This window comes from Aliicoccus persicus, assembly GCF_900110815.1.
In the GTDB taxonomy this organism is placed as follows: Bacteria; Bacillota; Bacilli; order Staphylococcales; family Salinicoccaceae; genus Aliicoccus; species Aliicoccus persicus.
Window position 1 is genome coordinate 19,763 of the sequence record NZ_FOIT01000002.1, and the last position, 20,150, is coordinate 39,912.

Annotated in this window: 22 protein-coding genes; 10 read left to right on the top strand and 12 right to left on the bottom strand. The window is 40.3% G+C overall.

Annotated elements, in window-relative coordinates:
• The first annotated feature begins 5 nt into the window (after positions 1–5).
• The 7 genes from hpaD to BMW30_RS03780 all read left to right on the top strand — a co-directional run bounded on the left by hpaD (position 6) and on the right by BMW30_RS03780 (position 7,141).
• Positions 6–986, top strand: coding sequence for a 3,4-dihydroxyphenylacetate 2,3-dioxygenase (gene hpaD, locus BMW30_RS03750; protein WP_091474077.1), 981 nt, complete (start codon positions 6–8; stop codon positions 984–986).
• Between the two features lie 15 nt (positions 987–1,001).
• Positions 1,002–1,910, top strand: a complete 909-nt coding sequence (gene hpaI, locus BMW30_RS03755; protein ID WP_377910473.1) for a 2,4-dihydroxyhept-2-ene-1,7-dioic acid aldolase — start codon at positions 1,002–1,004, stop codon at positions 1,908–1,910.
• Between the two features lie 20 nt (positions 1,911–1,930).
• Entirely contained in the window at positions 1,931–2,578 is a 648-nt protein-coding gene (locus tag BMW30_RS03760; RefSeq protein ID WP_091474081.1) for a fumarylacetoacetate hydrolase family protein, read from the top strand.
• Complete coding sequence (locus BMW30_RS03765) at positions 2,575–3,333, top strand: fumarylacetoacetate hydrolase family protein (RefSeq protein ID WP_091474083.1); 759 nt, start codon at positions 2,575–2,577, stop codon at positions 3,331–3,333. The genes BMW30_RS03760 and BMW30_RS03765 overlap by 4 nt, the downstream gene beginning before the upstream one ends.
• A gap of 2 nt (positions 3,334–3,335) precedes the next feature.
• Positions 3,336–3,713 (top strand): hypothetical protein, encoded by a 378-nt coding sequence (locus BMW30_RS03770; RefSeq protein WP_091474085.1) that lies wholly within the window; start codon positions 3,336–3,338, stop codon positions 3,711–3,713.
• Positions 3,714–3,941: 228 nt separating this feature from the next.
• Positions 3,942–5,600 (top strand): arginine--tRNA ligase, encoded by a 1,659-nt coding sequence (argS, locus tag BMW30_RS03775; protein WP_091474086.1) that lies wholly within the window; start codon positions 3,942–3,944, stop codon positions 5,598–5,600.
• Positions 5,601–5,695: 95 nt separating this feature from the next.
• Positions 5,696–7,141: a YfcC family protein gene (locus BMW30_RS03780; protein WP_091474088.1), complete on the top strand. Its 1,446-nt coding sequence runs from the start codon at positions 5,696–5,698 to the stop codon at positions 7,139–7,141.
• Positions 7,142–7,283: 142 nt separating this feature from the next.
• Here BMW30_RS03780 and BMW30_RS03785 read toward each other — a convergent pair whose 3' ends face one another.
• From BMW30_RS03785 to BMW30_RS03810, 6 genes are all read right to left on the bottom strand, one after another.
• Positions 7,284–8,093 (bottom strand): hypothetical protein, encoded by an 810-nt coding sequence (locus BMW30_RS03785; protein WP_091474089.1) that lies wholly within the window; start codon positions 8,091–8,093, stop codon positions 7,284–7,286.
• A 696-nt stretch (positions 8,094–8,789) separates the two neighbouring features.
• A complete protein-coding gene (rpsR, locus tag BMW30_RS03790) occupies positions 8,790–9,029 on the bottom strand; it encodes a 30S ribosomal protein S18 (protein ID WP_091474091.1) in 240 nt (79 codons plus the stop codon).
• A 159-nt stretch (positions 9,030–9,188) separates the two neighbouring features.
• Entirely contained in the window at positions 9,189–9,971 is a 783-nt protein-coding gene (locus BMW30_RS03795; RefSeq protein ID WP_091474093.1) for a hypothetical protein, read from the bottom strand.
• 122 nt (positions 9,972–10,093) lie between these two features.
• Positions 10,094–10,786, bottom strand: coding sequence for a molybdate ABC transporter permease subunit (gene modB / locus BMW30_RS03800; protein WP_091474095.1), 693 nt, complete (start codon positions 10,784–10,786; stop codon positions 10,094–10,096).
• Positions 10,767–11,543, bottom strand: a complete 777-nt coding sequence (gene modA, locus BMW30_RS03805; protein ID WP_091474097.1) for a molybdate ABC transporter substrate-binding protein — start codon at positions 11,541–11,543, stop codon at positions 10,767–10,769. Before modA ends, modB begins: the two co-directional genes overlap by 20 nt.
• A gap of 4 nt (positions 11,544–11,547) precedes the next feature.
• Entirely contained in the window at positions 11,548–12,003 is a 456-nt protein-coding gene (locus tag BMW30_RS03810; RefSeq protein ID WP_091474099.1) for an NUDIX hydrolase, read from the bottom strand.
• Positions 12,004–12,108: 105 nt separating this feature from the next.
• Here BMW30_RS03810 and BMW30_RS03815 point away from each other — a divergent pair, with 105 nt between their 5' ends.
• Positions 12,109–12,894, top strand: coding sequence for a hypothetical protein (locus BMW30_RS03815; RefSeq protein ID WP_091474101.1), 786 nt, complete (start codon positions 12,109–12,111; stop codon positions 12,892–12,894).
• 51 nt (positions 12,895–12,945) lie between these two features.
• Here the strand turns inward: BMW30_RS03815 and BMW30_RS03820 are convergent, their stop codons facing one another.
• Complete coding sequence (locus BMW30_RS03820; RefSeq protein WP_091474102.1) at positions 12,946–13,530, bottom strand: hypothetical protein; 585 nt, start codon at positions 13,528–13,530, stop codon at positions 12,946–12,948.
• A gap of 157 nt (positions 13,531–13,687) precedes the next feature.
• Between BMW30_RS03820 and BMW30_RS03825 the strand changes: the two genes are divergently transcribed.
• Positions 13,688–13,930 carry a hypothetical protein gene (locus BMW30_RS03825; RefSeq protein WP_091474104.1) on the top strand — a complete coding sequence of 81 codons (243 nt, stop codon included), beginning with the start codon at positions 13,688–13,690 and terminating at the stop codon, positions 13,928–13,930.
• A 61-nt stretch (positions 13,931–13,991) separates the two neighbouring features.
• Here BMW30_RS03825 and BMW30_RS03830 read toward each other — a convergent pair whose 3' ends face one another.
• Positions 13,992–14,513 carry a thioredoxin domain-containing protein gene (locus BMW30_RS03830; protein WP_091474106.1) on the bottom strand — a complete coding sequence of 174 codons (522 nt, stop codon included), beginning with the start codon at positions 14,511–14,513 and terminating at the stop codon, positions 13,992–13,994.
• A gap of 120 nt (positions 14,514–14,633) precedes the next feature.
• Here BMW30_RS03830 and BMW30_RS03835 point away from each other — a divergent pair, with 120 nt between their 5' ends.
• Positions 14,634–14,864: a hypothetical protein gene (locus BMW30_RS03835; protein ID WP_143248981.1), complete on the top strand. Its 231-nt coding sequence runs from the start codon at positions 14,634–14,636 to the stop codon at positions 14,862–14,864.
• A gap of 178 nt (positions 14,865–15,042) precedes the next feature.
• Here the strand turns inward: BMW30_RS03835 and BMW30_RS03840 are convergent, their stop codons facing one another.
• The 4 genes from BMW30_RS03840 to BMW30_RS03855 all read right to left on the bottom strand — a co-directional run.
• The gene (locus BMW30_RS03840; protein WP_143248982.1) at positions 15,043–15,996 is read right to left on the bottom strand and encodes an IS3 family transposase; all 954 of its coding nucleotides are present in this window, start codon (positions 15,994–15,996) and stop codon (positions 15,043–15,045) included.
• Positions 15,894–16,565 (bottom strand): helix-turn-helix domain-containing protein, encoded by a 672-nt coding sequence (locus tag BMW30_RS03845; protein ID WP_091474112.1) that lies wholly within the window; start codon positions 16,563–16,565, stop codon positions 15,894–15,896. The genes BMW30_RS03840 and BMW30_RS03845 overlap by 103 nt, the downstream gene beginning before the upstream one ends.
• Before the next feature lie 100 nt (positions 16,566–16,665).
• The gene (locus tag BMW30_RS03850; protein WP_091474114.1) at positions 16,666–18,819 is read right to left on the bottom strand and encodes a CAP domain-containing protein; all 2,154 of its coding nucleotides are present in this window, start codon (positions 18,817–18,819) and stop codon (positions 16,666–16,668) included.
• A 141-nt stretch (positions 18,820–18,960) separates the two neighbouring features.
• Positions 18,961–20,150, bottom strand: a 1,190-nt coding sequence (locus BMW30_RS03855; protein ID WP_180366201.1) for an LPXTG cell wall anchor domain-containing protein, incomplete at its 5' end; no start/stop codon positions are given.

The window sequence follows — 20,150 nt, forward strand, 5'->3', positions numbered from 1 at the left end:
ATACTATGGATTTTAATGTAATGCGTACCGGTCGTGCTGTATTACATGTGACTGACCTTGAAGCTTCACGTGCGTTTTACGATGCGCTCGGATTCATTGAGACCGCAAGTGATGATGAGAATATATATTTCCGTGCGATTGAAGACTTTGCTCACCACTGCTTGCATTTAAAGTTAGGCGATATACCTGCAGTGGAAACGATTAGTTACAAAGTCGGATCAGAAGAATGTCTCGATGAATTACACACGTTATTTGTTGACCATGACCGAAATGTCAAATGGATGGAAAAAGGCACACAAGTCGGTATTGGCCGGACACTACGTGTAGAAGAAGTTTCTGGCATGACGATAGAATTTTATTTTGAGATGGAACATGTCGAACGCATGATGCAAAAGTTCCATCTGCACAAAGGCGCAAAAGTTCAGCGCATCGACCATTTTAACTGTGCAGTACCGGATGTAGACAAAGCGTATGATTACTATATTCATGAACTTGGCTTTAAATGTTCTGAATTCACTTCGATCAAAGGATCTGAACATATTTGGGCGGCTTGGCTACATCGCAAGCCAGGCGTGCATGACGTTGCGTTTATGAATGCCGTCGGTCCGAGACTTCACCATATTGGATTTTGGCTGAAGGATCCGATGAGTCTCATTGATTGCTGTGATTACTTAGCAGCAGCAGGATATCGAGATTCGATTGAACGCGGACCAGGACGCCACGGGTTGTCCAACGCATTTTTCTTATATTTACGTGACCCAGATGGGCATAGAATAGAGCTTTACAACGGTGACTATTACACAGGTGACTTTGATAACCAACCGATCGAATGGGATCTTGATGACCCTGCCCGACAAACTTTCTGGGGCCATGAAGCACCGGATAGTTGGTTCAATGAAGCATCTACCCTACTCGATTTAAATGGAAATGTCGTGCCCGTAAGCGAACCGAAACTAGCAAAAATAAAGCCAAATACAATCATTTAATTGGAGTGAATGCATGTGAGTACAGACTATAGTGAAATTAAAGATAAACTGCGCGGATCAATTTGCCCAGTTATCACACCGTTCAAAGCAAATGGTGACATTGATTTTGAAAAACAGCGAGACTTAATCAACTTTCAAATAGAAAATGGATCTCATGGAATCTCTGTGACAGGAACAAGCGGAGAACCGAGTTCACTAACCGTTGAAGAGCGCGTTCAAGTGATGGAAAATGCGATGCAAGTTATCGATGGTCGCGTATCCTTTGCACCAGGTACAGGTTCAGTCAATCACGAAGAAACTCTATATTTAACAAAAAAAGCAAAAGAGATGGGTGCAGATGCTGCAATGGTCATCGTCCCTTACTACAACAAACCGAACCAAGACGCATTGTACAAACACTTTAAACTAGTTGCAGATGCGGTCGATATTCCAATCATCATCTATAATATTCCAGGACGTACTGCCGTGAACATGGAAGTGTCCACGATGGCTCGCTTGGCAAAAGATTGTAATAACATTATCGGGGTGAAAGAGAGTAACAAAGACTTCGAACACGTGAATCGAGTGTTGAAATATTGTGGTCGTGACTTTCTATTATTCTCAGGTATCGAGTTGTTATGCTATCCGATGCTGTCAATCGGTGGCGCAGGTTCAATTAGTGCAACAGCAAACGTTGAGCCGAAGCTCGTCGCAGAGATGCACGATGCATATTTTGCGGGCGACATCGAACGTGCACGTGACCTACACTTTCAGTTGATTAACTTGAACGACATACTATTGGCCGACACGAACCCTGCACCTGTTAAAGCAGCATTAGGCATGATGGGTATGATTGAACCCGTTTTACGCATGCCAATGGATGTACCAAAAAAAGAAATACAAGATAAAATTCGAGCTGTACTAAAAGACTATGGAAAGATTTAAATTGACGAGGAGTGAGACGGATGAACGTCGCAGAAATCGGCACTGTATACGGTACGCTACTAAATTTTAAAGGTGCGTATGATGCACTCGAACCACAAATGCATGATGAACCGTATAAAGCACCACCGAAAGCACCCGTTTTTTACATTAAACCGAAGAATACATTTGCGAGTGACGGAGACGTTATTGAGAAGCCTGTGGATGAGGCAATTGTGATGGGCGGTACGATTGGTGTCGTCATGGGACAGAATGCGAGTCGAGTCGCACGTGACGAGGCGATGGCGTACGTTGCAGGGTTCGTTGTGGCAAATGATGTCGCCATCGCGCACGATAACTTCTTCAGACCCGCTTACCCCAAACGTGCGCGGGATGGCTTTTTGCCACTAGGTGATTACAAAGATAAGTCAGAGATCCATGACATTAACAATTTAGAAATTCAAATATTCATCAATGACGAAATCACACAAATATCAATATTATCTGACCTCATCCGTGATATCCCGACACTCATCCAAGATGCTTCTGAATTTATGACATTATCCGCTGGAGATATTCTTCTCGTCGGAACGGATACAAATGCGCCATCAGCTGAGCCCAGAGATACTGTCAGAGTAGTCGTCCCTGGAATCGGTACATTAGAAAACACAATTGGAGGTGGCAGACAATGAAACATGCAATCATTTCCTACAAAGGACAAATATACAATGCCACAACCAACGATGAATCAATCTTACAACTAGAAAATGGTGAATCAGTTTCAGTCGATGATGTGCAGTTTTTACCTCCGGTTAAACCACACACGATTTTCACTCTCGGACTAAATTATGCCGACCATGCGGCTGAGTTATCATTCAAAGAAGCACCAAAAGAGCCACTCGTCTTTTTAAAAGGACCGAACACACTCATCGGTCACAAAGAAAAAACAATTCGACCAATCGATGTTGAATTTATGCACTATGAGTGTGAGCTTGCAGTCGTTATCGGTAAACAAGGCAAACACATCAAAGCTGAAGACGCATATGACTATATCAAAGGTTACACTGTCGCCAATGACTACGCCATTCGTGATTATCTGGAAAACTATTACCGACCGAACTTACGGACTAAAAATCGCGATACGTGTACACCTATCGGCCCCTACTTTGTCGATAAAAATGACATACCCGACCCGATGAACTTAACGCTCACGACAACAGTTAACGGCGAAGTCGTCCAGACCGGTTCAACGAAAGATATGATTTTCTCCATTTCCTATCTGATCGAATACTTGAGCAGCTTCATGACATTAAATGAAGGTGACATTCTGTTAACCGGGACACCTAAAGGTTCTGTCGATACAAACCACGGTGATGTTGTCCAGACCGAAGTCGAAGGTGTCGGTCGTCTTGAAAATACGATTATTGCACCTCGATGGGAGGCATAATTATGCCACATCTATACATCGAATATACAGACAACTTGGACATCGATATCACGCGCCTACTCTCAGTCAGCCAAAAAGCATTGCTTGAGTTTCCAGATATCATTCCTGTCGGTGGCCTTCGCATCCGTGCAGTAAAGCATACCGACTATATCATTGCAGATGGTCAGGCAAACGACGGTTTTGTTCATTTAATATTAAAGCTCGGGGCTGGCCGTACCGATCAAGTTAAGGACGAAATTACGCAACATCTATTTGATGCTGTGTCGAACGCGTTAGATGAAATATTCGATTCACAATCCATTGCCCTGAGCTTGGAACTTCATGAATTCACCCATCCGACTTTAAAACGAAACAACATTCACGCGCGTTTCAAAAAATAAATTGTGTGCTATAATAATTTTAATATCATATTCAAGTAAAAGAGTAATTTGATCAGATAGCATAGCGAGCTGGGGTTGGTGGGAGCCTGGTGTATGTGTTCAAATGAACCGCATTACAACGATTCGGTGGCAACACCGTTAACAATTTGAGTTAATTTTAGAGTGGTACCGTGAGTAGCTCACCTCTTATATAGAGGTGGGTTATTTTTATTTTTAGGAGGAATTTTGATGAAGGATATCATCGCAAATGAGCTATACCAAATATTAAAAGAACATATGACATTAGAAGAAATTTTAGAAACGATTGAAGTACCCGCAGATACATCACATGGAGATTTCGCATTTCCGACATTTAAGTTGGCAAAGATCATACGTCAAGCACCACCAAAGATTGCAGAAAATATCGCCGAACAAATCGACAGCCCTATTATCGATGAAGTGAAAGTTATCGGTGGATTTTTAAATTTCCATTTGGCACATGCTGCAGTGGCGAAGTCCATGCTAAAAGAGATTGCGAAAAATGACTTTGGAATGTCTACATCGCTTCAAGATGAAACATTTGTCATCGATTTCTCGAGCCCGAATATTGCGAAGCCATTTTCTATGGGGCATTTCCGTGCAACGATTCTCGGTGACGCACTGCAGAAAATATTAAAACAAAATAGTGCAGAAGTCATCGGCATCAACCACCTCGGCGACTGGGGTACACAGTTCGGTAAACTCATCGTCGCATACCAAATGTGGGGCGATGAGGATGCAGTCCGAGCAAACCCGATTCCAGAACTGTTTAAATTATACGTACGCATTAATGCTGAAGAAAAAGATAACCCGACACTTGCCGATAAAGGACGTGAGGCATTTTCAAAGCTTGAACAAGGCGATACAGAAATGCACGATCTTTGGTCATGGTTCAGAAGCGTATCACTCGTCGCATTCGGTGTACTCTATGAACGCTTGAACATTCACTTCGATGTCATTCAAGGCGAAGCTTTTTATAATGATGCACTCGAACACGTCAATCAGTTGCTAGAAGAAAAGGAACTGTTAGAATTCGATGATGGTGCATATATCGTGCCACTCGAAGACTTGCCACCAGCACTGATTAAAAAGCGCGATGGTTCATCACTGTACATCACACGAGACGTCGCCGCTGTCCTATACCGTAAGCAAAATTATAATCCGGATCATATATTATATGTCGTCGGTCACGAGCAATCCGTTCATTTTAATCAGCTGCGTGAAGTCATCAAAAAAATGGATATCGATGTCGATATCGAGCATGTTGCATTCGGCCTCATTTTAAAAGATGGTAGAAAGATGTCGACAAGACGCGGCCAAGTGCTGTTGCTCGAAGACATTATTGATGAAGTGAAGCAACGCGTGCTTGAAGTGATGGAAGAAAAAGGCACCGCTATACAAGATAAAGACCAAGTTGCTGAGACACTTGCCATTGGCGCACTGAAGTATCATGACTTAAAACCAGATCGCAACAACAGTTATTCCTTCAACATCGACGATATGATTTCATTCGAAGGAGATACTGCGGTTTATATCAACTATACAAATGCACGTATCCAATCGATTTTAAAGAAACGCGAGCAAGTCATTTCACTAGATAATTTTATCTATGAAGAGTCGATGTGGCCGCTGATTAATCATCTCTCAACATTCCCATCGGTCGTTGAGGATGCAGCGAAAAAGTATTCACCTTCACTGATCGCACGCTACGTTATGCAACTCTGCCGCCACTTCAATCCGTATTATGGCAACACGCGTATCGTCAGCTCGGTTAATGTAGACAGCCAAATGTTCTTGCTTGATCTCGTATCAAAAAACATCGTAGAAACGTTTCGTTTGCTCGGTATTGAAGTCGTTGACGCGATGTAAGTCTCCTCTCTTAAATTTACATTAAAAAATTATGTGAATTATGCAATATTTATACAGAATTAGGGTATGTAAGTATAAATAAAGGAGGACAACCTATGGTTGAGAACAAAGATCAGAATGAAGAAACAATAGAAGAAAGCGGAAGTAATAAGAAAAAGAAGAAAAAGAATACGGCTGGACTCAATGCCTTCGTCTTAATGTTCATCATCGTTATGGTAATCTCTATACTTACATACATAGTACCGAGTGGTGAATTTGAACGAGAAGATGTCGATGGACGTACAGTCGTCATTCCAAACACATTTGAAGAAGTTGATGTAGAGAATTTATCCTTAATGGATATATTCATGAGTTTCCATACCGGTTTAGTTAACAGTGCCGATATCGTATTTACGGTCTTTATCTTCGGTGGTGCCATCGGGATTATGAACCGAACTGGTGCACTTGACTCGATGATAAAAAGACTCGTATCGCTCTTTAGAGATCGGGCGTATATATTAATTTCAGTACTCGTATTGGTATTTGCTTTACTCGGATCATTAATCGGACTTGCTGAGGAAACGCTCGTCTATATTCCAATTATCATCCCGCTCATGATTGCATTTAGATTTGATGCAATTACCGCAGTCGGAGTCGTATTTCTCGGCGTACTCGGCGTCGGTTTCACGTCAGCACTGACCAATCCATATACAGTAGGTGTTGCACAAACCATTGCTGAATTACCTTACATGTCAGGTTGGGAAATGCGATTACCAATATTCGTCGCCTTTTACCTTGTCACCATCTGGTATTTAATCAGACATGCGAATAAGGTGAAGAAAAATCCAGAACTTGCGATTAACGGAAGTTATGATGCAAATAGTGGTGTCGATATCGATTGGGATTACAAGATGCCAATGCGTCACTTAATCTCTGTTATCGTATTTGCACTTGGTATTGGACTTTTAATTTATGGTGTTATCTCACACGGTTGGTACGTTGGTGAAATCAGTGCAGTTATTTTAGGTACTGGTGTTATCATGGGTCTCATCAGTCGTTTGAAACTAAATGAAATCGGTGAAGGATTCGTTAAAGGTGCCAGCGATATTGCAGTCGGTGCATTGATCATCGGTTTCGCACGCGCGATTGTCATCGTTATGGAACAAGGTTATATGCTCGATGTCGTGTTAAATATTGCAAGTAGACTTCTTGACTCATTGCCAGTAGAAATCGCTGCAGTCGGCATGTTCATCACCCAGATATTCATCAACTTCTTTGTACCATCAGGTTCAGGGCAAGCTGCATTGACGATTCCAATCATGGCTCCCTTATCTGACTTACTTGGTATAACGAGACAAACAGCAGTGCTCGCTTTCCAACTGGGTGATGGTATTGCAAACATCATCGTTCCAACATTCGGCGTATTGTTAGCCGCGTTATCAATCGCCGGAATTTCATATGGTAAATGGTTGAAGTGGGTATTACCTTACTTCTTAATTCAAGTCGGACTAGGTATAATTGTCATCATTATTGCGCAATATATTGAGCTAGGACCATTCTAAACTGAATTTGTTAAAACCGCTTCAGCAATTTTATGCTGAGGCGGTTTTTTGTTGTGAAATTTTAGTTTTGGAGAGCTGGCGGGGACTATGAGACACGCTCACGGACACGCAAACTAGATTTGCCGTCCATCAACCCCTAGAATTACTTCCAACTCAAATAATTCAACATCAACAATAGAGCAAGTGCGACTTTACCCTTATCTTCAGACAATGGATAACCAAATTTAACGACTCGCACCTGGAAATCACGGAATATGTAATGGTATTTCACATCATTTCTAAATGAAGACAAATCGAGTAACCCGCTACCGTCGGTCTCGTCAAATAAAAGTTCACTTTTTACTCGAAACTTCTCCAATGTCTCGCCTGATCCGACAAATGCGTATCCTCGGAAACGAAGCAGCACTTTCAATTCATCAAACTCGACATGTCCAATCTGTCGACCGGTTGCATCCCAAATATCGACGACGGCACTTCGCCAACCACGCCGTTTAAACGTCACAATGTGCTCACCAGTATGGTCATGAAAGTGATAGTTCAGCGGTGTCAGAAAATTAATGTTCGACAATAATGAAACCAGAAATGTGCTCACACCTGTAATCTCCATCGTCGAGCGTCCGATATATGCACCCCGTGTATTAAACAGCATCACGCGTTTAAAAAACCAAACATCGAACTGTGGAATCACTTCTTTAATTTTTTCATAATCAAGCTCTGCCAAACCTTGATCATGTGGACGTGTCAACTTTGCAAAAACATAGCCGATAATTGCAACGAGTATTCCACCGCCACCGATGGAACCGACCGTAATGTATATGTTCCACATCACAACACTTTCTACAAAATCCAACCATTGCCAATGGATGAGTACAAAAATACCAACTACTATGGAAGAGACGAGTGCGAATATCAAGCCGCCCCACATCGTGCGCATATATTTTTTGTGAATCATTCTATTTCCTCCATAACACTGTTAAACACAATTATACAAGACTCCCCACAACAAAAAACACTGAAATCAGCAGGTGCTTAGGTGGTATTTTTTGGATATTTGAGTATTGAGTAGATAGCGATTGTTTATTGTGACTTTGTGATTTGCTCACGGACACGAAAAAGGATTTACACGCCAATGAGACTCGCTCACGGACACGCAGATTGGTTTGCGTTCCAATGAAGTTCGCTCACTGACACGCAGATTGATTTGCGTTCCAATGAAACTCGCTCACGGACACGCAGATTGATTTGCGTTCCAATGAGATCCGCTCACTGACACGCAGATTGATTTGCGTGCCAATGAGATCCGCTCACTGACACGCAGATTGATTTGCGTGCCAATGAAACTCGCTCACTGACACGCAGATTGATTTGCGTGCCAATGAGACCCGCTCACAGACACGCAGATTGATTTGCGTGCCAATGAGACCCGCTCACTGACACGCAGATTGATTTGCGTTCCAATGAAACTCGCTCACTGACACGCAGATTGGTTTGCGTTCCAATGAAACCCGCTCATAGACTCGAAAATGGATTTACACGCCAATGAAACCCGCTCATTGACACGAAATTAACACAACCACCATCCCACAATTAACCAACATAACAAAAAACACCCTCAACCGCTCTCGGGTTTTGGGTGTCTATCAATTCATTAAGCTTCTTCTTTTACGTACGGTAACAAAGCCATGTGACGTGCGCGTTTGATCGCACCAGTCAATTGTCTTTGATACTTCGCTGAAGTACCTGTTACACGACGTGGAAGAATTTTACCACGTTCAGAAATGAACTTTTTAAGAAGGTCTACTTCTTTGTAATCGATATGTGTGATACCGTTTGCAGTAAAGTAACAAACCTTTTTACGGCGACGACCGCCTCTTCTTGGACCTGCCATAGTTGTTGCCTCCCTTATTATAAATTTGAGATAGGGTGTGTGTGTCCTATATTCGCTCAAACTCATAATCGTTCATAAACGCGTAAGCTCTTAATATGTGATATGTGCGTTATTAATCTTACATTGTCGTAGTCAAATTGTCAATATAAAAACTTTACATTACTTCCTACGTTTCGAATAGATAAACGCCACGACTCCGATGACGACAACGACGAGCAATATCGTCAACATCAACACGATGTTTGTCAGAATCAAGTAGCCATCATCATCCATCGGTACGGCTGTGAACTGTCGTGAGATGAGTGGTGCGACTGAGAAAATTATGACCACGACTGAGAATAACCAATAGCGCATGAGGAGAAATGTGATGACTACTAGTGCCAGTACAACCCAACCGATGATGAACATTGTATCCGTTGAAGGGGTACCGATATTAACGAGTGACGTGCCTCGCAACGTTTCTGTTCCAAATATACCCACACCGACGAGTATGATGATATATGTGAAAAGAATGAGATATGCGATCATTGATATTTTATTTTTATCGTATTCGACAAAGCGCTTTTCAGTAATTTTGAGTATGATATATAAACCGTATGCACCGACAACTGGGAACAATAAGACAAAAAGAATATACTCAAGTGTCCATGCGAATGTACCGTTCAGCAATTGTGGAATGGTCATTACACCAAATATTAAGATGAAAACTGCAATGATTGGACGAAATAGTTGGTGCGCACGTGGTAAGTCTCGTCCCACAACATTTGCGTAATTCTCTGGTCCACCACCGAGCACATCGACTGGCTTACCTTGCTGATTTCCATATTCAAATTGCTGCGTCACACTCGCAACTTGTTGTGCGATGAATTCAGGGTGTTTTCCCTTCTCGACAAGTGCAGCCTCAAACCGTTTTATAAATTTCTCTTGAGATTCACTTAACATAAATGTACTGACCTCCATTTACACTTTCCAATGCCAACATTATAACATCTGATTCACACTAAATTTTCGTGTAAAAGTGTACATTTATGAACTTTATCTAACATTTTAGACATCATTAATCATTAAGATTTTTTAGCCATAACTCTTACTAAGAACAACATGATAAAACTGATCAGAACAATCGATGCGACCCACAGCCAGACGAGGGTATAGTTACCGGACTGCATCTCGACATAGATCGCTGTCGGTAGTGTTTGCGTACGTCCAGGAATATTTCCTGCAATCATCAATGTTGCACCGAACTCACCAATTGCGCGTGCAAAGCTTAAAATCCCACCCGAAATAAGTGCTGTCGCTACGAGCGGTAACGTGATTTTGTAAAACACTTGGAAATTTGTCGCACCGTCAACTTGTGCTTGTTCTTGTACTTCTTTATCCACACCAGCAAAACCGACTTTAGCCGCTTGATACATCAGTGGAAATGCGACAACCGAACTCGCTAATATTGCTGCATACCACGTAAAGATTATCGAGCGGTCGAATATCCAATCGATCATCGTACCGATGAACGATGAGCTACCAAACATCATCAACAAGATAAAACCAATCACTGTAGGCGGCAAAACAATCGGCAAAAGAAACAGCGTCTCGAGCACAATTTTCCCCGGGAAATCATGCTTGTTCATAAAGTATGCGGTTGCCGTACCGAGTATAAATACGATGATCATCGCTATGATTGCAACTTGTAATGATAGACCGACCGGTGTGAAAAAATCCGAAGCTGTTATATCAAATCTATTCAATAATGAATCCATACGCTTCAAACACCTCTAGTGCATCATCTGACTGAAGAAACTCATAAAATGCTTGCACCGCTTCGTCATCTGCACCGTCTGTCAGCAAACCGAGTGGATATTCAATCGCATCATGTGAATCTTCTGTAAATGTATCAACGATTACGACGTCATCACTCGTTAAAGCGTCCGTTCTGTAAACGACACCTGCATCGACTTCTTCAACCTCAACATACTGTAGCACCTGACGGACATCTTCTGCATAGATGATATTGTCTTCAATGTCACCCCAAATTTCATAGTATTCAAGTGCGGCTTTACCATATTCCCCTGCGGGTACTGATTCCGGTGTGCCAAGCGCAATTAAGTCTACGTCTACGAGTTCTTCAATAATCGATAAAGTTTCGGCATCTGTCGGTTCGATCAAAACAAGGTCATTGCCTAAGTACGTCACGCGTTCTTCTATGAATCCATCATCATCTAAATCATCAAAGTGATCCACATTTGCACTTAAGAATATGTCAGCTGGTGCACCTTGCTCAATTTGAATTTTTAGTGCACCGCTCCCACCGAAGTTCATATCGATTGAAACGTCTGGATTTTCCACGTTAAATAATTCAACAACTTCTTCCAAGCCATCCCGCGTACTTGCTGCTGCAGAAATCGTTACTTCACCTTCAATATCACCATTTGAAGCCTCATCGTTATCTTCATCATCACCATTACACGCAGCGAGTAGTCCTACTGCCGTTATCGACATTAAAAGTCTCTTATACATATCATCAGTCTCCAGTCATATACGCTTGATAATCTTCTAAAAATGTAACTGAACGTGCTGTTAAATCTTCCGGTAATTGCGACATGCTAAAGAATTGCATATCTAAACTTTCTTCATAATCGATGACCAGTTCTCCCGAATACTTTTGAACGATAAAAACCGCAACAACCGCATAATACTGATCACCATTTTGTTCTGTCACAAATTGGTCTTTTCCAGAATAGACTTTCATTAAATCATATTCAAGCAGTGTCATACCAGTTTCTTCATATACTTCCCGCTTAACAGTTTCTTCATAGCTCTCTCCAAGATCCATCAATCCACCAGGCAGTCCCCAGAGTCCACTCATTCTTTTCTGTAGAAGCACACGGTTTTCTGAGTCCGTAATAATCGCCAGTGCACCTGGTAAAATCAACGGATCAGTACCGATATGTGCACGTAATTTTTTATAATATTCCATGCTGTCACCTCTTTACTATTGTAAGTATCGCACAGATAAATGGCCATCGGTTGTATTTTATCCATAAAATCATTTATAATAACTATATATGTTCCAAAAGTGAGGATGATACTTATCGTAAAACGAATTTTATTGTTCGTACTCATCGCTTCGCTATACTTGTGTATTCGCTCGGAATCACATGCGCTAGCAGATAATCATGAGGGCTATGATGACTCAGGTAATGTCGATGTTTTATCGGATGCATTTATCAATGCGTATCTGTACAATTTCTCGCAATATGATTTTGCAAATGTTAAACGTGGCATGACTGTAGATGAAGTGAACCAATTATTTAATGCCAATGTTGAAAAAGTAGATCGTGCAATAGAGAATGACACTGAGGAATACCGTGTAAACGATATTGTTGTTGTCGTAGATGAAAATGAGGTTGAAAGCATTTATGTTGAACCTCAAAATGAAATAACAAGAGATGAAGTGTTAGAAGCTTACAACACACCGAGTGGAGAACGTAATAGCAATGAACTGGAACGTGGTGCATCCGCACTAGAGTACAAGATGCTACCAAGTTCGAATTTTAAAGTACTTGTTGTTTTTGACGATAATGATAACGTACTTTATATTACTCACACACTTGACCGTAGTGCATCTGTCGTCACATTAGAAAATGCCAACACGTTCATCGAACGTGGGTTGCAGCTCAATGAGTTAAGTGCAGAAAACTACACGTTTGAAACGCCAACCACGACGGATGATGGTAAAATCAGAGTCGCGTTTCATGAAGGCGAACAACCTGGCTATCTATTGATTGCGCCAAATGGTGTACTTGATATTTACACAGAAGATGATTCGCTCATCTCAACTGTAAATGTGCCGTTCTATGGAAACTAATTAAAAAGACGCATATCCAGCTAATGACGAGCTAGATATGCGTCTTTTTATTTATTCGAGTGGTGCACGTTTATATTTTTTTGGTCGCGATGTTCTCGCGCGTTGTAGCGTACGATAACCGTTGATGATGATACCTATGACCATTAGTACGATCAACAATATGAATATCCACTCAGAAACGAAAGTCCATAATCCATCGGTGACTCGGTACATCAAGGATGTTGTCGATTCAAAAAATCCTAAATCAAGTAGTCCATCCATAAAGTCTTGATTCCATAACTCTCGATTTTCATGCATATGATAAAGTATCATGATCCCAATAATAGAAAGTACTGTCGAAATGACAAACATCGATACTGTCCATCTTTGGTGCACAAATTTAAAAATATTAATGACTAGAATGACGATAAGCAATAATGTCGTGAATGTAACGAAGTAAGCGGCATATTCATTATCCACAAATGGCACGACCTCCGTATTCCCATTCTCAATACGCCAAACGCCAAAATAATCGAATAACGTATGAATTAGAATAAGAAAAACGACCGCAATTATAGAACCAACCACAGGTTCTGCAATTGAAATATCACGCGGTTTATCATTATTTAAACTGACTTCTCTTTCGTATTTCGCCACATGACTCACCCCTTAACTAATGGTATCCTAGTTAAACGTATACCCTAATTTTACTATTTTGAACAACATTTTCATTATTTTTTACTTGCTTTTTTATCGAATTGATATGTAGTAAGATACAAATATACGAATCTTTATAGGAGGCGAGGAGAAAACAATGAAAGTCATACAAAATTTTAAAAGAGAGACACGAAACTTCATTATCATCGCATTAATTGCAATTATTGTACTCAATTTATTCTTAGTTTACTTTGCGGAAACTGATCTTCAACATGTGTTATATGCGCTATCTTCAAGTGTGTTTGCAGTGGTACTCGGTATGTTCTTAGCAACGCCACGTTTTAAACTACCTAAAGAAGAAGAAACAGATGTAAACGATAAAAAGAAATCAACAAGATAACAACCAAAAAAGTAAACCATAAAAATGCCCTCGAATCACCCAGAGATTCAAGGGCATTATTTTATTCGGTACGTGTTAGTCGATTTTTTATCTCACGCTTCAGAAGATCACTAATACCTTCGATACTGTCTTCGGAATCAAAAGAAAACTTCGCACCATTTATGAATACTGTCGGAACTTTAGTTACTTCACGAGACTCAATATCAGCTCTTGCATGTTTAGAACGCTCACCAGATTCCTGATCTTCCTTCAAGAAAAGTTGGCGGTTCAATGTCGTTAATAGCACATCGTACGAAGAAGTCCATGTCTTTTGTGTTTTAAATAGTTCTCTCATATGTTTATATGATTTTTCAGGCTTCTCATAATTTAAGTGTGCGTTGGCTACTGTCCCTTTTAACAAGCGGCCATTCGTACGATCATCATGTTTAATAACGTGCTTGAGTTCACCATTTTTAATATAGTCCTCAAACGTTGTATAAGCAGCTTCAAAATAATTGGCACAATATGGACAACCGAGATTTATGTATGACTCTACAACAACCGGCGCATCAACCTCACCGATAGACAAATAATATTTTACCATATGGCTTCACTCCTCTTTTCATATCTTTACCCTAATACTATCATGTGCGTGCGCTTTTATTGTGACTTTTTGTTCAGAGATATATTTTATGAATTCTGATAAAATGTAATATATCATCATATGGAAGAAGGAATTAATGTGTCTGCTAAAGAACAAGATAAATTAAAACGTGGACGGATCGAAGCTGGTATTCTAATCGGTGCCATTATTGGGATCGCTATTTTTGGACTGATTATTGGTACATTGCTTGATCAAGTGGTCCTATGGCTTATCATCACAGGCGTTGCTGGCGCAGCAGTCGGACTTCTAATTGCACTGAATTTAAACAAAAAAGATAAACGAGTGGAATAGTGTTTATTTAAGTGTGTTTGCGCGTTTTGAGTGCCTATGACCTACTCTAATAGGTATGAAACCCTATACAAATAAAGAAATACAAAAATCACCCGCCAATTGACCTGATGTCACTTAAGTTTACAGTTGAATAAAATAAATTTTCCTGAGATTCGAATGCATTCGAATCTCAGTTTTTTTATACTGCGATGTTGCGTAATTCAAACGGTGTTAATCCACTTAACACATCTTGTGGTCGTTCATTATTGTAAAAATGAATGTATGTATCAAGATCATTAACGAGCTGTTGATAAGTTTGATACCCTTCAGATTTTCTAACAAGATGATAGCGTTCTGTTTTTAGCTTACCAAAGAATGATTCCATCGGACCATTATCTATACACTTCCCAACCCGAGACATACTCTGTGTCATACCATGGGCTTTTAAGAGCTTTTTACATCCGTATGACGTGTATTGAAATCCACGATCACTATGTATCATGGGTGAAGCACCTTTGTTGTCTGACAGTCCGGATTCAAGCGTTTCAAATACGAGTTTATTATTGTTAATGTGACTAAATCGATGTGCCACGATACTGTTATCAAATAAGTCTATAATTGCGCACATGAATATACGACGACCATTCTTCAGTTTAAATTCTGAAATGAATTGTCTGCCCAGAAGGTTTTCTGCTTTAAAATAACCAGACTTCATAGTACGTACCATTCTTTTTTTACGAGTGACCGATTTAAAATTCATGATGCGCATGATACGTAAGATACGTTTTGGACTATATGATGTGTTTAGTTGACGATTGACTAGATGCCTCATCATACGATATCCCGGCACACCTTTATGTTTGATATATAACTCAGCGATACATCTTGCGATGTTTTCGTTCTCAACTTCTGCTTTAGGCTTTAGTCGTTTCTTATATTTATAGTAGGCCTGTCGACTGATATTAGCGACTTCACACAGCTCAGAGATGGAATAGCCTTCACTGTGTAGTTCTGTGATTGCTTGATGAATACGTTGCCCTCGAACTCGGCTTACTTGTGTCTCCTCTCGAGTTCTTCCAACTTTTTTAAGAATGCATTTTCGACCTCTGCTCTTTTTCGTTTGCGTCGTTCGATCTCTAAATCTCTTTTCAATTGTTCCACTTCTGTTCGTTCATTATCTGATTTGCGATGACCACGTCGATCTACCAAACCGAATTGACCTGAAGCCTGATACTTCTTCACGTATTGGTAAGCTTGTTGATATGTGACACCAAAGAGTTCGGCCAATTCACGAAAACTAACGTTATGGGTTTCATGGTACTGTGCAATCTTCAATCGTTCTTCGTATGTTGTTTTTCTGGATTTCACCATAGTGAGCTTATCTCCAAAGGTAGACTTGAGTTGTTTACCTCTAGTATACTCCATTACCCTTCTCCTAACCGTTGTTTTTCCATGTATATTGTATTTAAGGGAAAGTGTACGATATCCAATATTTTCTTTTAAATACTCTAGAACGATCATTTCTTTAAAACCAGCTGAATACGTATTATGGCGCATTCGGACTTTTAATGACTCCACTCCCTTTTCATTATAACTCCGCATCCACGACTTAATTGTGTCAGGACTAATATCAAAAAGTTCAGCTGTCTTTTTTCTATCTCCATGATTCAAATAATACTCAATGATCTGTATCTTCTCTTCAAAACTTCTATGTCGAGCCATAAGAAAACCTCCTAAGTTTACAGATTTTTTATTTCATCTGTAAACTTAAGAGGTAGCACATCACAATTTCTGGTGGGTGATTTCATTGATTATATTATTATCATTTACGACGAATCACTGTAAAGAAAATTAATGCAGCACCGACTAAAAGAAGTGCGATCGCACCGACTATTAGCCAAGGATTTTCTGCAAGCCCTGTATCTGGTAATACGCCACTCACTTCATCGTTACTGCTATCATCTGTGTCAGAGCGTCCAACTAAGTCGCTTAAGTTACGTTCAACTGTTTGTTCTTCTTCCAGTTCTTCAGCTGAGTCTTCTGCACTTTCTTCATCTACAGATTCTTCCGAACTCTCTTCAACTTCGTCTGTCTCTTCTTCTACTTCTTCATCTAATGCTTCTGTTTCTTCTACAGTCTCTTCTTCTTCAGTTTCTGCAGCAGGTTCTTCACTCTCACTGCGATTCGCTACCTCTGGCGGTGTATTGTTTTGAGGCACTTCTACAATATTATTCGATAAATTCACATTGTATTCAGATGTTGTTGGTTCTTCATCTGATTCAAAAGTAACTTCTACATTTTCAACAGATTCCTCAGCATCTTCTGATTCTTCAGTTGCTTCTTCTTCGACAACTTCTTCAACCGATTCAGTTAAAGTTTCATCTTCCTCTTCTGTAACTTCCGTTTCGCCTTCTTCAACGACTTCCTCTTCTGTAACTTCCGTTTCGCCTTCTTCAACGACTTCCTCTTCCATTGTCACGTCTTCTTCAACAGTCACTTCTGTACCTTCTTCAACCGTCGTGTCCACTTGCTCTGGCGGTGTCATTGTTGCTAGTTTATCTGATTGTTCTACTAGAGCTTCTTCAGCAATCCGTTTTTCTTCAGCACGTTCTGCAACAGTATTCTCTAACTCTACTTGTTGCTCTGTTAATGGATTTAACAATATATTCACTTCATCCATCTGTGGTTGTAATTCTTTAATAATTACATTTGCTTCTGCAATCTCTGCTTCGAGTTGCTCACGTAACGCTGGATCTGTCGTTGCTTCAAGTTCAATTGTCTTTTCTTCGATAAGCGTTTCTGCTGAACGATATGGTTCTACAACTGCAGCATTTTCTAATTCAACACGCTCTATTTCAGCTTGGTTTGCTGCAAGTGAATCACTTGCTTCAGACTGTGCTTGGCGCTTTTCTTCAACTTCTGCGCGTAATGTTTCTACCAATTGCTCATTTTCTTCGTATTCCTGGGCAAAGTCCTCGTCAATCGCTGTCTCTTCAACGACTTCCTCTTCTATAACTTCTTCCTCAACAATCTCTTCTTCAACAACTTCTTCCTCAACGGGTACCTCCGCTACGATCGTCTCAAAGGCTTCTGGATTATTATCTTTCTGATAAAACTCATAGTTCCAATATGAATTCGCTAACCCTTCAGCAGATAATCCATTTTTAGCACTATAGTCCGTCGTATAGAATAATTGTACAAAATATACTTTACTACTTACTGATGGATCATAATAGAAACCAAGTCCTACACTATCCCATGCCGGATCAACCATATTTTGATAATGTCCAGGACTGTGTAATAAGTCATCAAACACTTGTGCTTCAATACTTGTCGCTGTACTTGGATATGCTTGTGCCATGTTTTCTCCGACAGCATGAACGTTAGAATCATCGGGATTAAATGATAAATATTGTGTAATAATATTATCTCCCTCAGGATTTTGGTGTGCAAAGTAGCCATTTTGAATCATATCTTGGCTCTTTGAAAAGGCATAGCCACTCGCGTCCAAGTTAATAGACACTGGTGCTAAACCATGTTCATATCTCAGCTGATTAATTTTTGCTAAATGGCTGTATGCCCAAGACTCATTCCCACTTGCAACTTGTCCTTGGTGTACTTGTCCAATGTCAAACCCAGTGTTGTGAATTTCACCTTGAGATAGTGTCGAATAATAACGACCAATTCTCGTCTCAGAGTTTGCGATCGCACGGTTGTTACCTAAAGCACGTGGTAACACACTTGCATCAATAACATCTGTGTAAGTATTTTGATAACCAAATAGGACGACGCCATGATTTGGTTTGATTAGATTTTCTTTAGATACAGACTGTGAACCATCCGGTGAGTAAAAAACAACATTTCCAGACTCATCCACATCGTATGACTGTGCGTATGTCGTTTCAGCGATAAGGCCAGTAAATGCAACCATTGCTACAAGTACTGTCAGCAAAATTTTATAAATATTGTTATGCATATCGAAAGTTTCTCCTTTGCACACGCTTCTTAATATTACTATTGTATAACAAATTGGCTATTTTTCAATGGAAAACTCCTAAATCGAGTATTTTTCACGCGATTTAGGAGTATACCATCTTGTTAATTCAACTGTTTCACTTTATCTTCTTCTGAAGAATAATGCAAATAATCCTATACCAAACAGTGCGATTGCACCGGCAATTGGTATACCGATATTATTCATTAAGCCCGTTGCTGGTAAGTCCTCATCTTCATCTGCTGCAACTTCTTCATCTGAACCATCAGAATCTTCTGGTTCAGCTACGACAACTTCGTGGTCAGATCCACCTTTAACAGTTTTCGTCGTTGGATCATACACAAGTGTTACAGTCGTTTCGTAAGTCTCACCATCTTCTGCAGTGAATACGACATTGAGCACAGTACCACTGCTGAAGTATGGAATTGTACCTTCAAATAATCCATCTTCACCTGCAACAATTTCAAATGATTGGTCACCGCTTGAAATTGTAACCGTTGCGCCTGGAAGTGTAATACCTGACGCTGTTAAACGCTCACCCACAGTACCTTCAATATACACACCAGAGTCTTCAATACTCATAATCAATTCGTTATCATCACGTGGTTCAGGCATATCTTCAACTTCTGATTCATCCAATGTACCACCGATAATCTCAGCCTCAGTCACTACATCATCTTCTAAATCACGCTGACGCGATTCGTTTGTCTCGTTTGCCTCACGGACGAGACGGTCGATCATTTCTTGACTATCCGCTTCATTAATCTGTGAGATAAAGAGCGCGAGTGTCTCTTCATTCAAGTACTCTAATGCTAATATTTCTTCTTTCGCTGCTTCTTTCTCCGCTGCTAATGGGTCTTCCTCTTCTTCAGCTTGGTCATCATTAATTCTTTCAGCTTCAGTCACGATTGCTTCAATATCTTCAGATGAATCAGCTGAATCGATATCTTCTTTCATCGTTTCTTTCGTTTCATCAGAAACATTTTCAAGTGCATCGATTGTTTCTTTCGCTGAATCTTTCTCTTCTTGTAGAGGATCTTCAGCCTGTTCATCATTCACAGACACCGCTTCTTCAACGATATCATTGATGTCTTGCGTACTTTCCGCCTCATCGATGCGCTCATTAAATTCTGCAACTTGATCTTCATCTAGATTTTCATAACCAGCAATCGTTTCTTTCGCTTCGTCTTTCTCATCCTGTAAAGGATCTGGCGCTTGGTCAGCATCAACTTGAGCTGCTTCTTCTAATATAGAAGTAATTGTCAGAGATGAATCTGCATTTTCAATTTGCTCATTAAAGTCTGCACGTTGAT

Excerpts from the sequence above, each read along its gene's own strand:
- BMW30_RS03760 (WP_091474081.1), top strand. The coding sequence starts at position 1,931 with ATGAACGTCGCAGAAATCGGCACTGTATACGGTACGCTACTAAATTTT.
- BMW30_RS03845 (WP_091474112.1), bottom strand. The coding sequence starts at position 16,565 with ATGGCTCGACATAGAAGTTTTGAAGAGAAGATACAGATCATTGAGTAT.
- BMW30_RS03795 (WP_091474093.1), bottom strand. The coding sequence starts at position 9,971 with ATGTTAAGTGAATCTCAAGAGAAATTTATAAAACGGTTTGAGGCTGCA.
- modB (WP_091474095.1), bottom strand. The coding sequence starts at position 10,786 with ATGGATTCATTATTGAATAGATTTGATATAACAGCTTCGGATTTTTTC.
- BMW30_RS03815 (WP_091474101.1), top strand. The coding sequence starts at position 12,109 with ATGATACTTATCGTAAAACGAATTTTATTGTTCGTACTCATCGCTTCG.
- rpsR (WP_091474091.1), bottom strand. The coding sequence starts at position 9,029 with ATGGCAGGTCCAAGAAGAGGCGGTCGTCGCCGTAAAAAGGTTTGTTAC.
- hpaD (WP_091474077.1), top strand. The coding sequence starts at position 6 with ATGGATTTTAATGTAATGCGTACCGGTCGTGCTGTATTACATGTGACT.
- argS (WP_091474086.1), top strand. The coding sequence starts at position 3,942 with ATGAAGGATATCATCGCAAATGAGCTATACCAAATATTAAAAGAACAT.
- BMW30_RS03770 (WP_091474085.1), top strand. The coding sequence starts at position 3,336 with ATGCCACATCTATACATCGAATATACAGACAACTTGGACATCGATATC.
- BMW30_RS03765 (WP_091474083.1), top strand. The coding sequence starts at position 2,575 with ATGAAACATGCAATCATTTCCTACAAAGGACAAATATACAATGCCACA.
- BMW30_RS03830 (WP_091474106.1), bottom strand. The coding sequence starts at position 14,513 with ATGGTAAAATATTATTTGTCTATCGGTGAGGTTGATGCGCCGGTTGTT.
- BMW30_RS03780 (WP_091474088.1), top strand. The coding sequence starts at position 5,696 with ATGGTTGAGAACAAAGATCAGAATGAAGAAACAATAGAAGAAAGCGGA.
- BMW30_RS03785 (WP_091474089.1), bottom strand. The coding sequence starts at position 8,093 with ATGATTCACAAAAAATATATGCGCACGATGTGGGGCGGCTTGATATTC.
- modA (WP_091474097.1), bottom strand. The coding sequence starts at position 11,543 with ATGTATAAGAGACTTTTAATGTCGATAACGGCAGTAGGACTACTCGCT.
- BMW30_RS03810 (WP_091474099.1), bottom strand. The coding sequence starts at position 12,003 with ATGGAATATTATAAAAAATTACGTGCACATATCGGTACTGATCCGTTG.
- BMW30_RS03825 (WP_091474104.1), top strand. The coding sequence starts at position 13,688 with ATGAAAGTCATACAAAATTTTAAAAGAGAGACACGAAACTTCATTATC.
- BMW30_RS03850 (WP_091474114.1), bottom strand. The coding sequence starts at position 18,819 with ATGCATAACAATATTTATAAAATTTTGCTGACAGTACTTGTAGCAATG.
- BMW30_RS03835 (WP_143248981.1), top strand. The coding sequence starts at position 14,634 with ATGGAAGAAGGAATTAATGTGTCTGCTAAAGAACAAGATAAATTAAAA.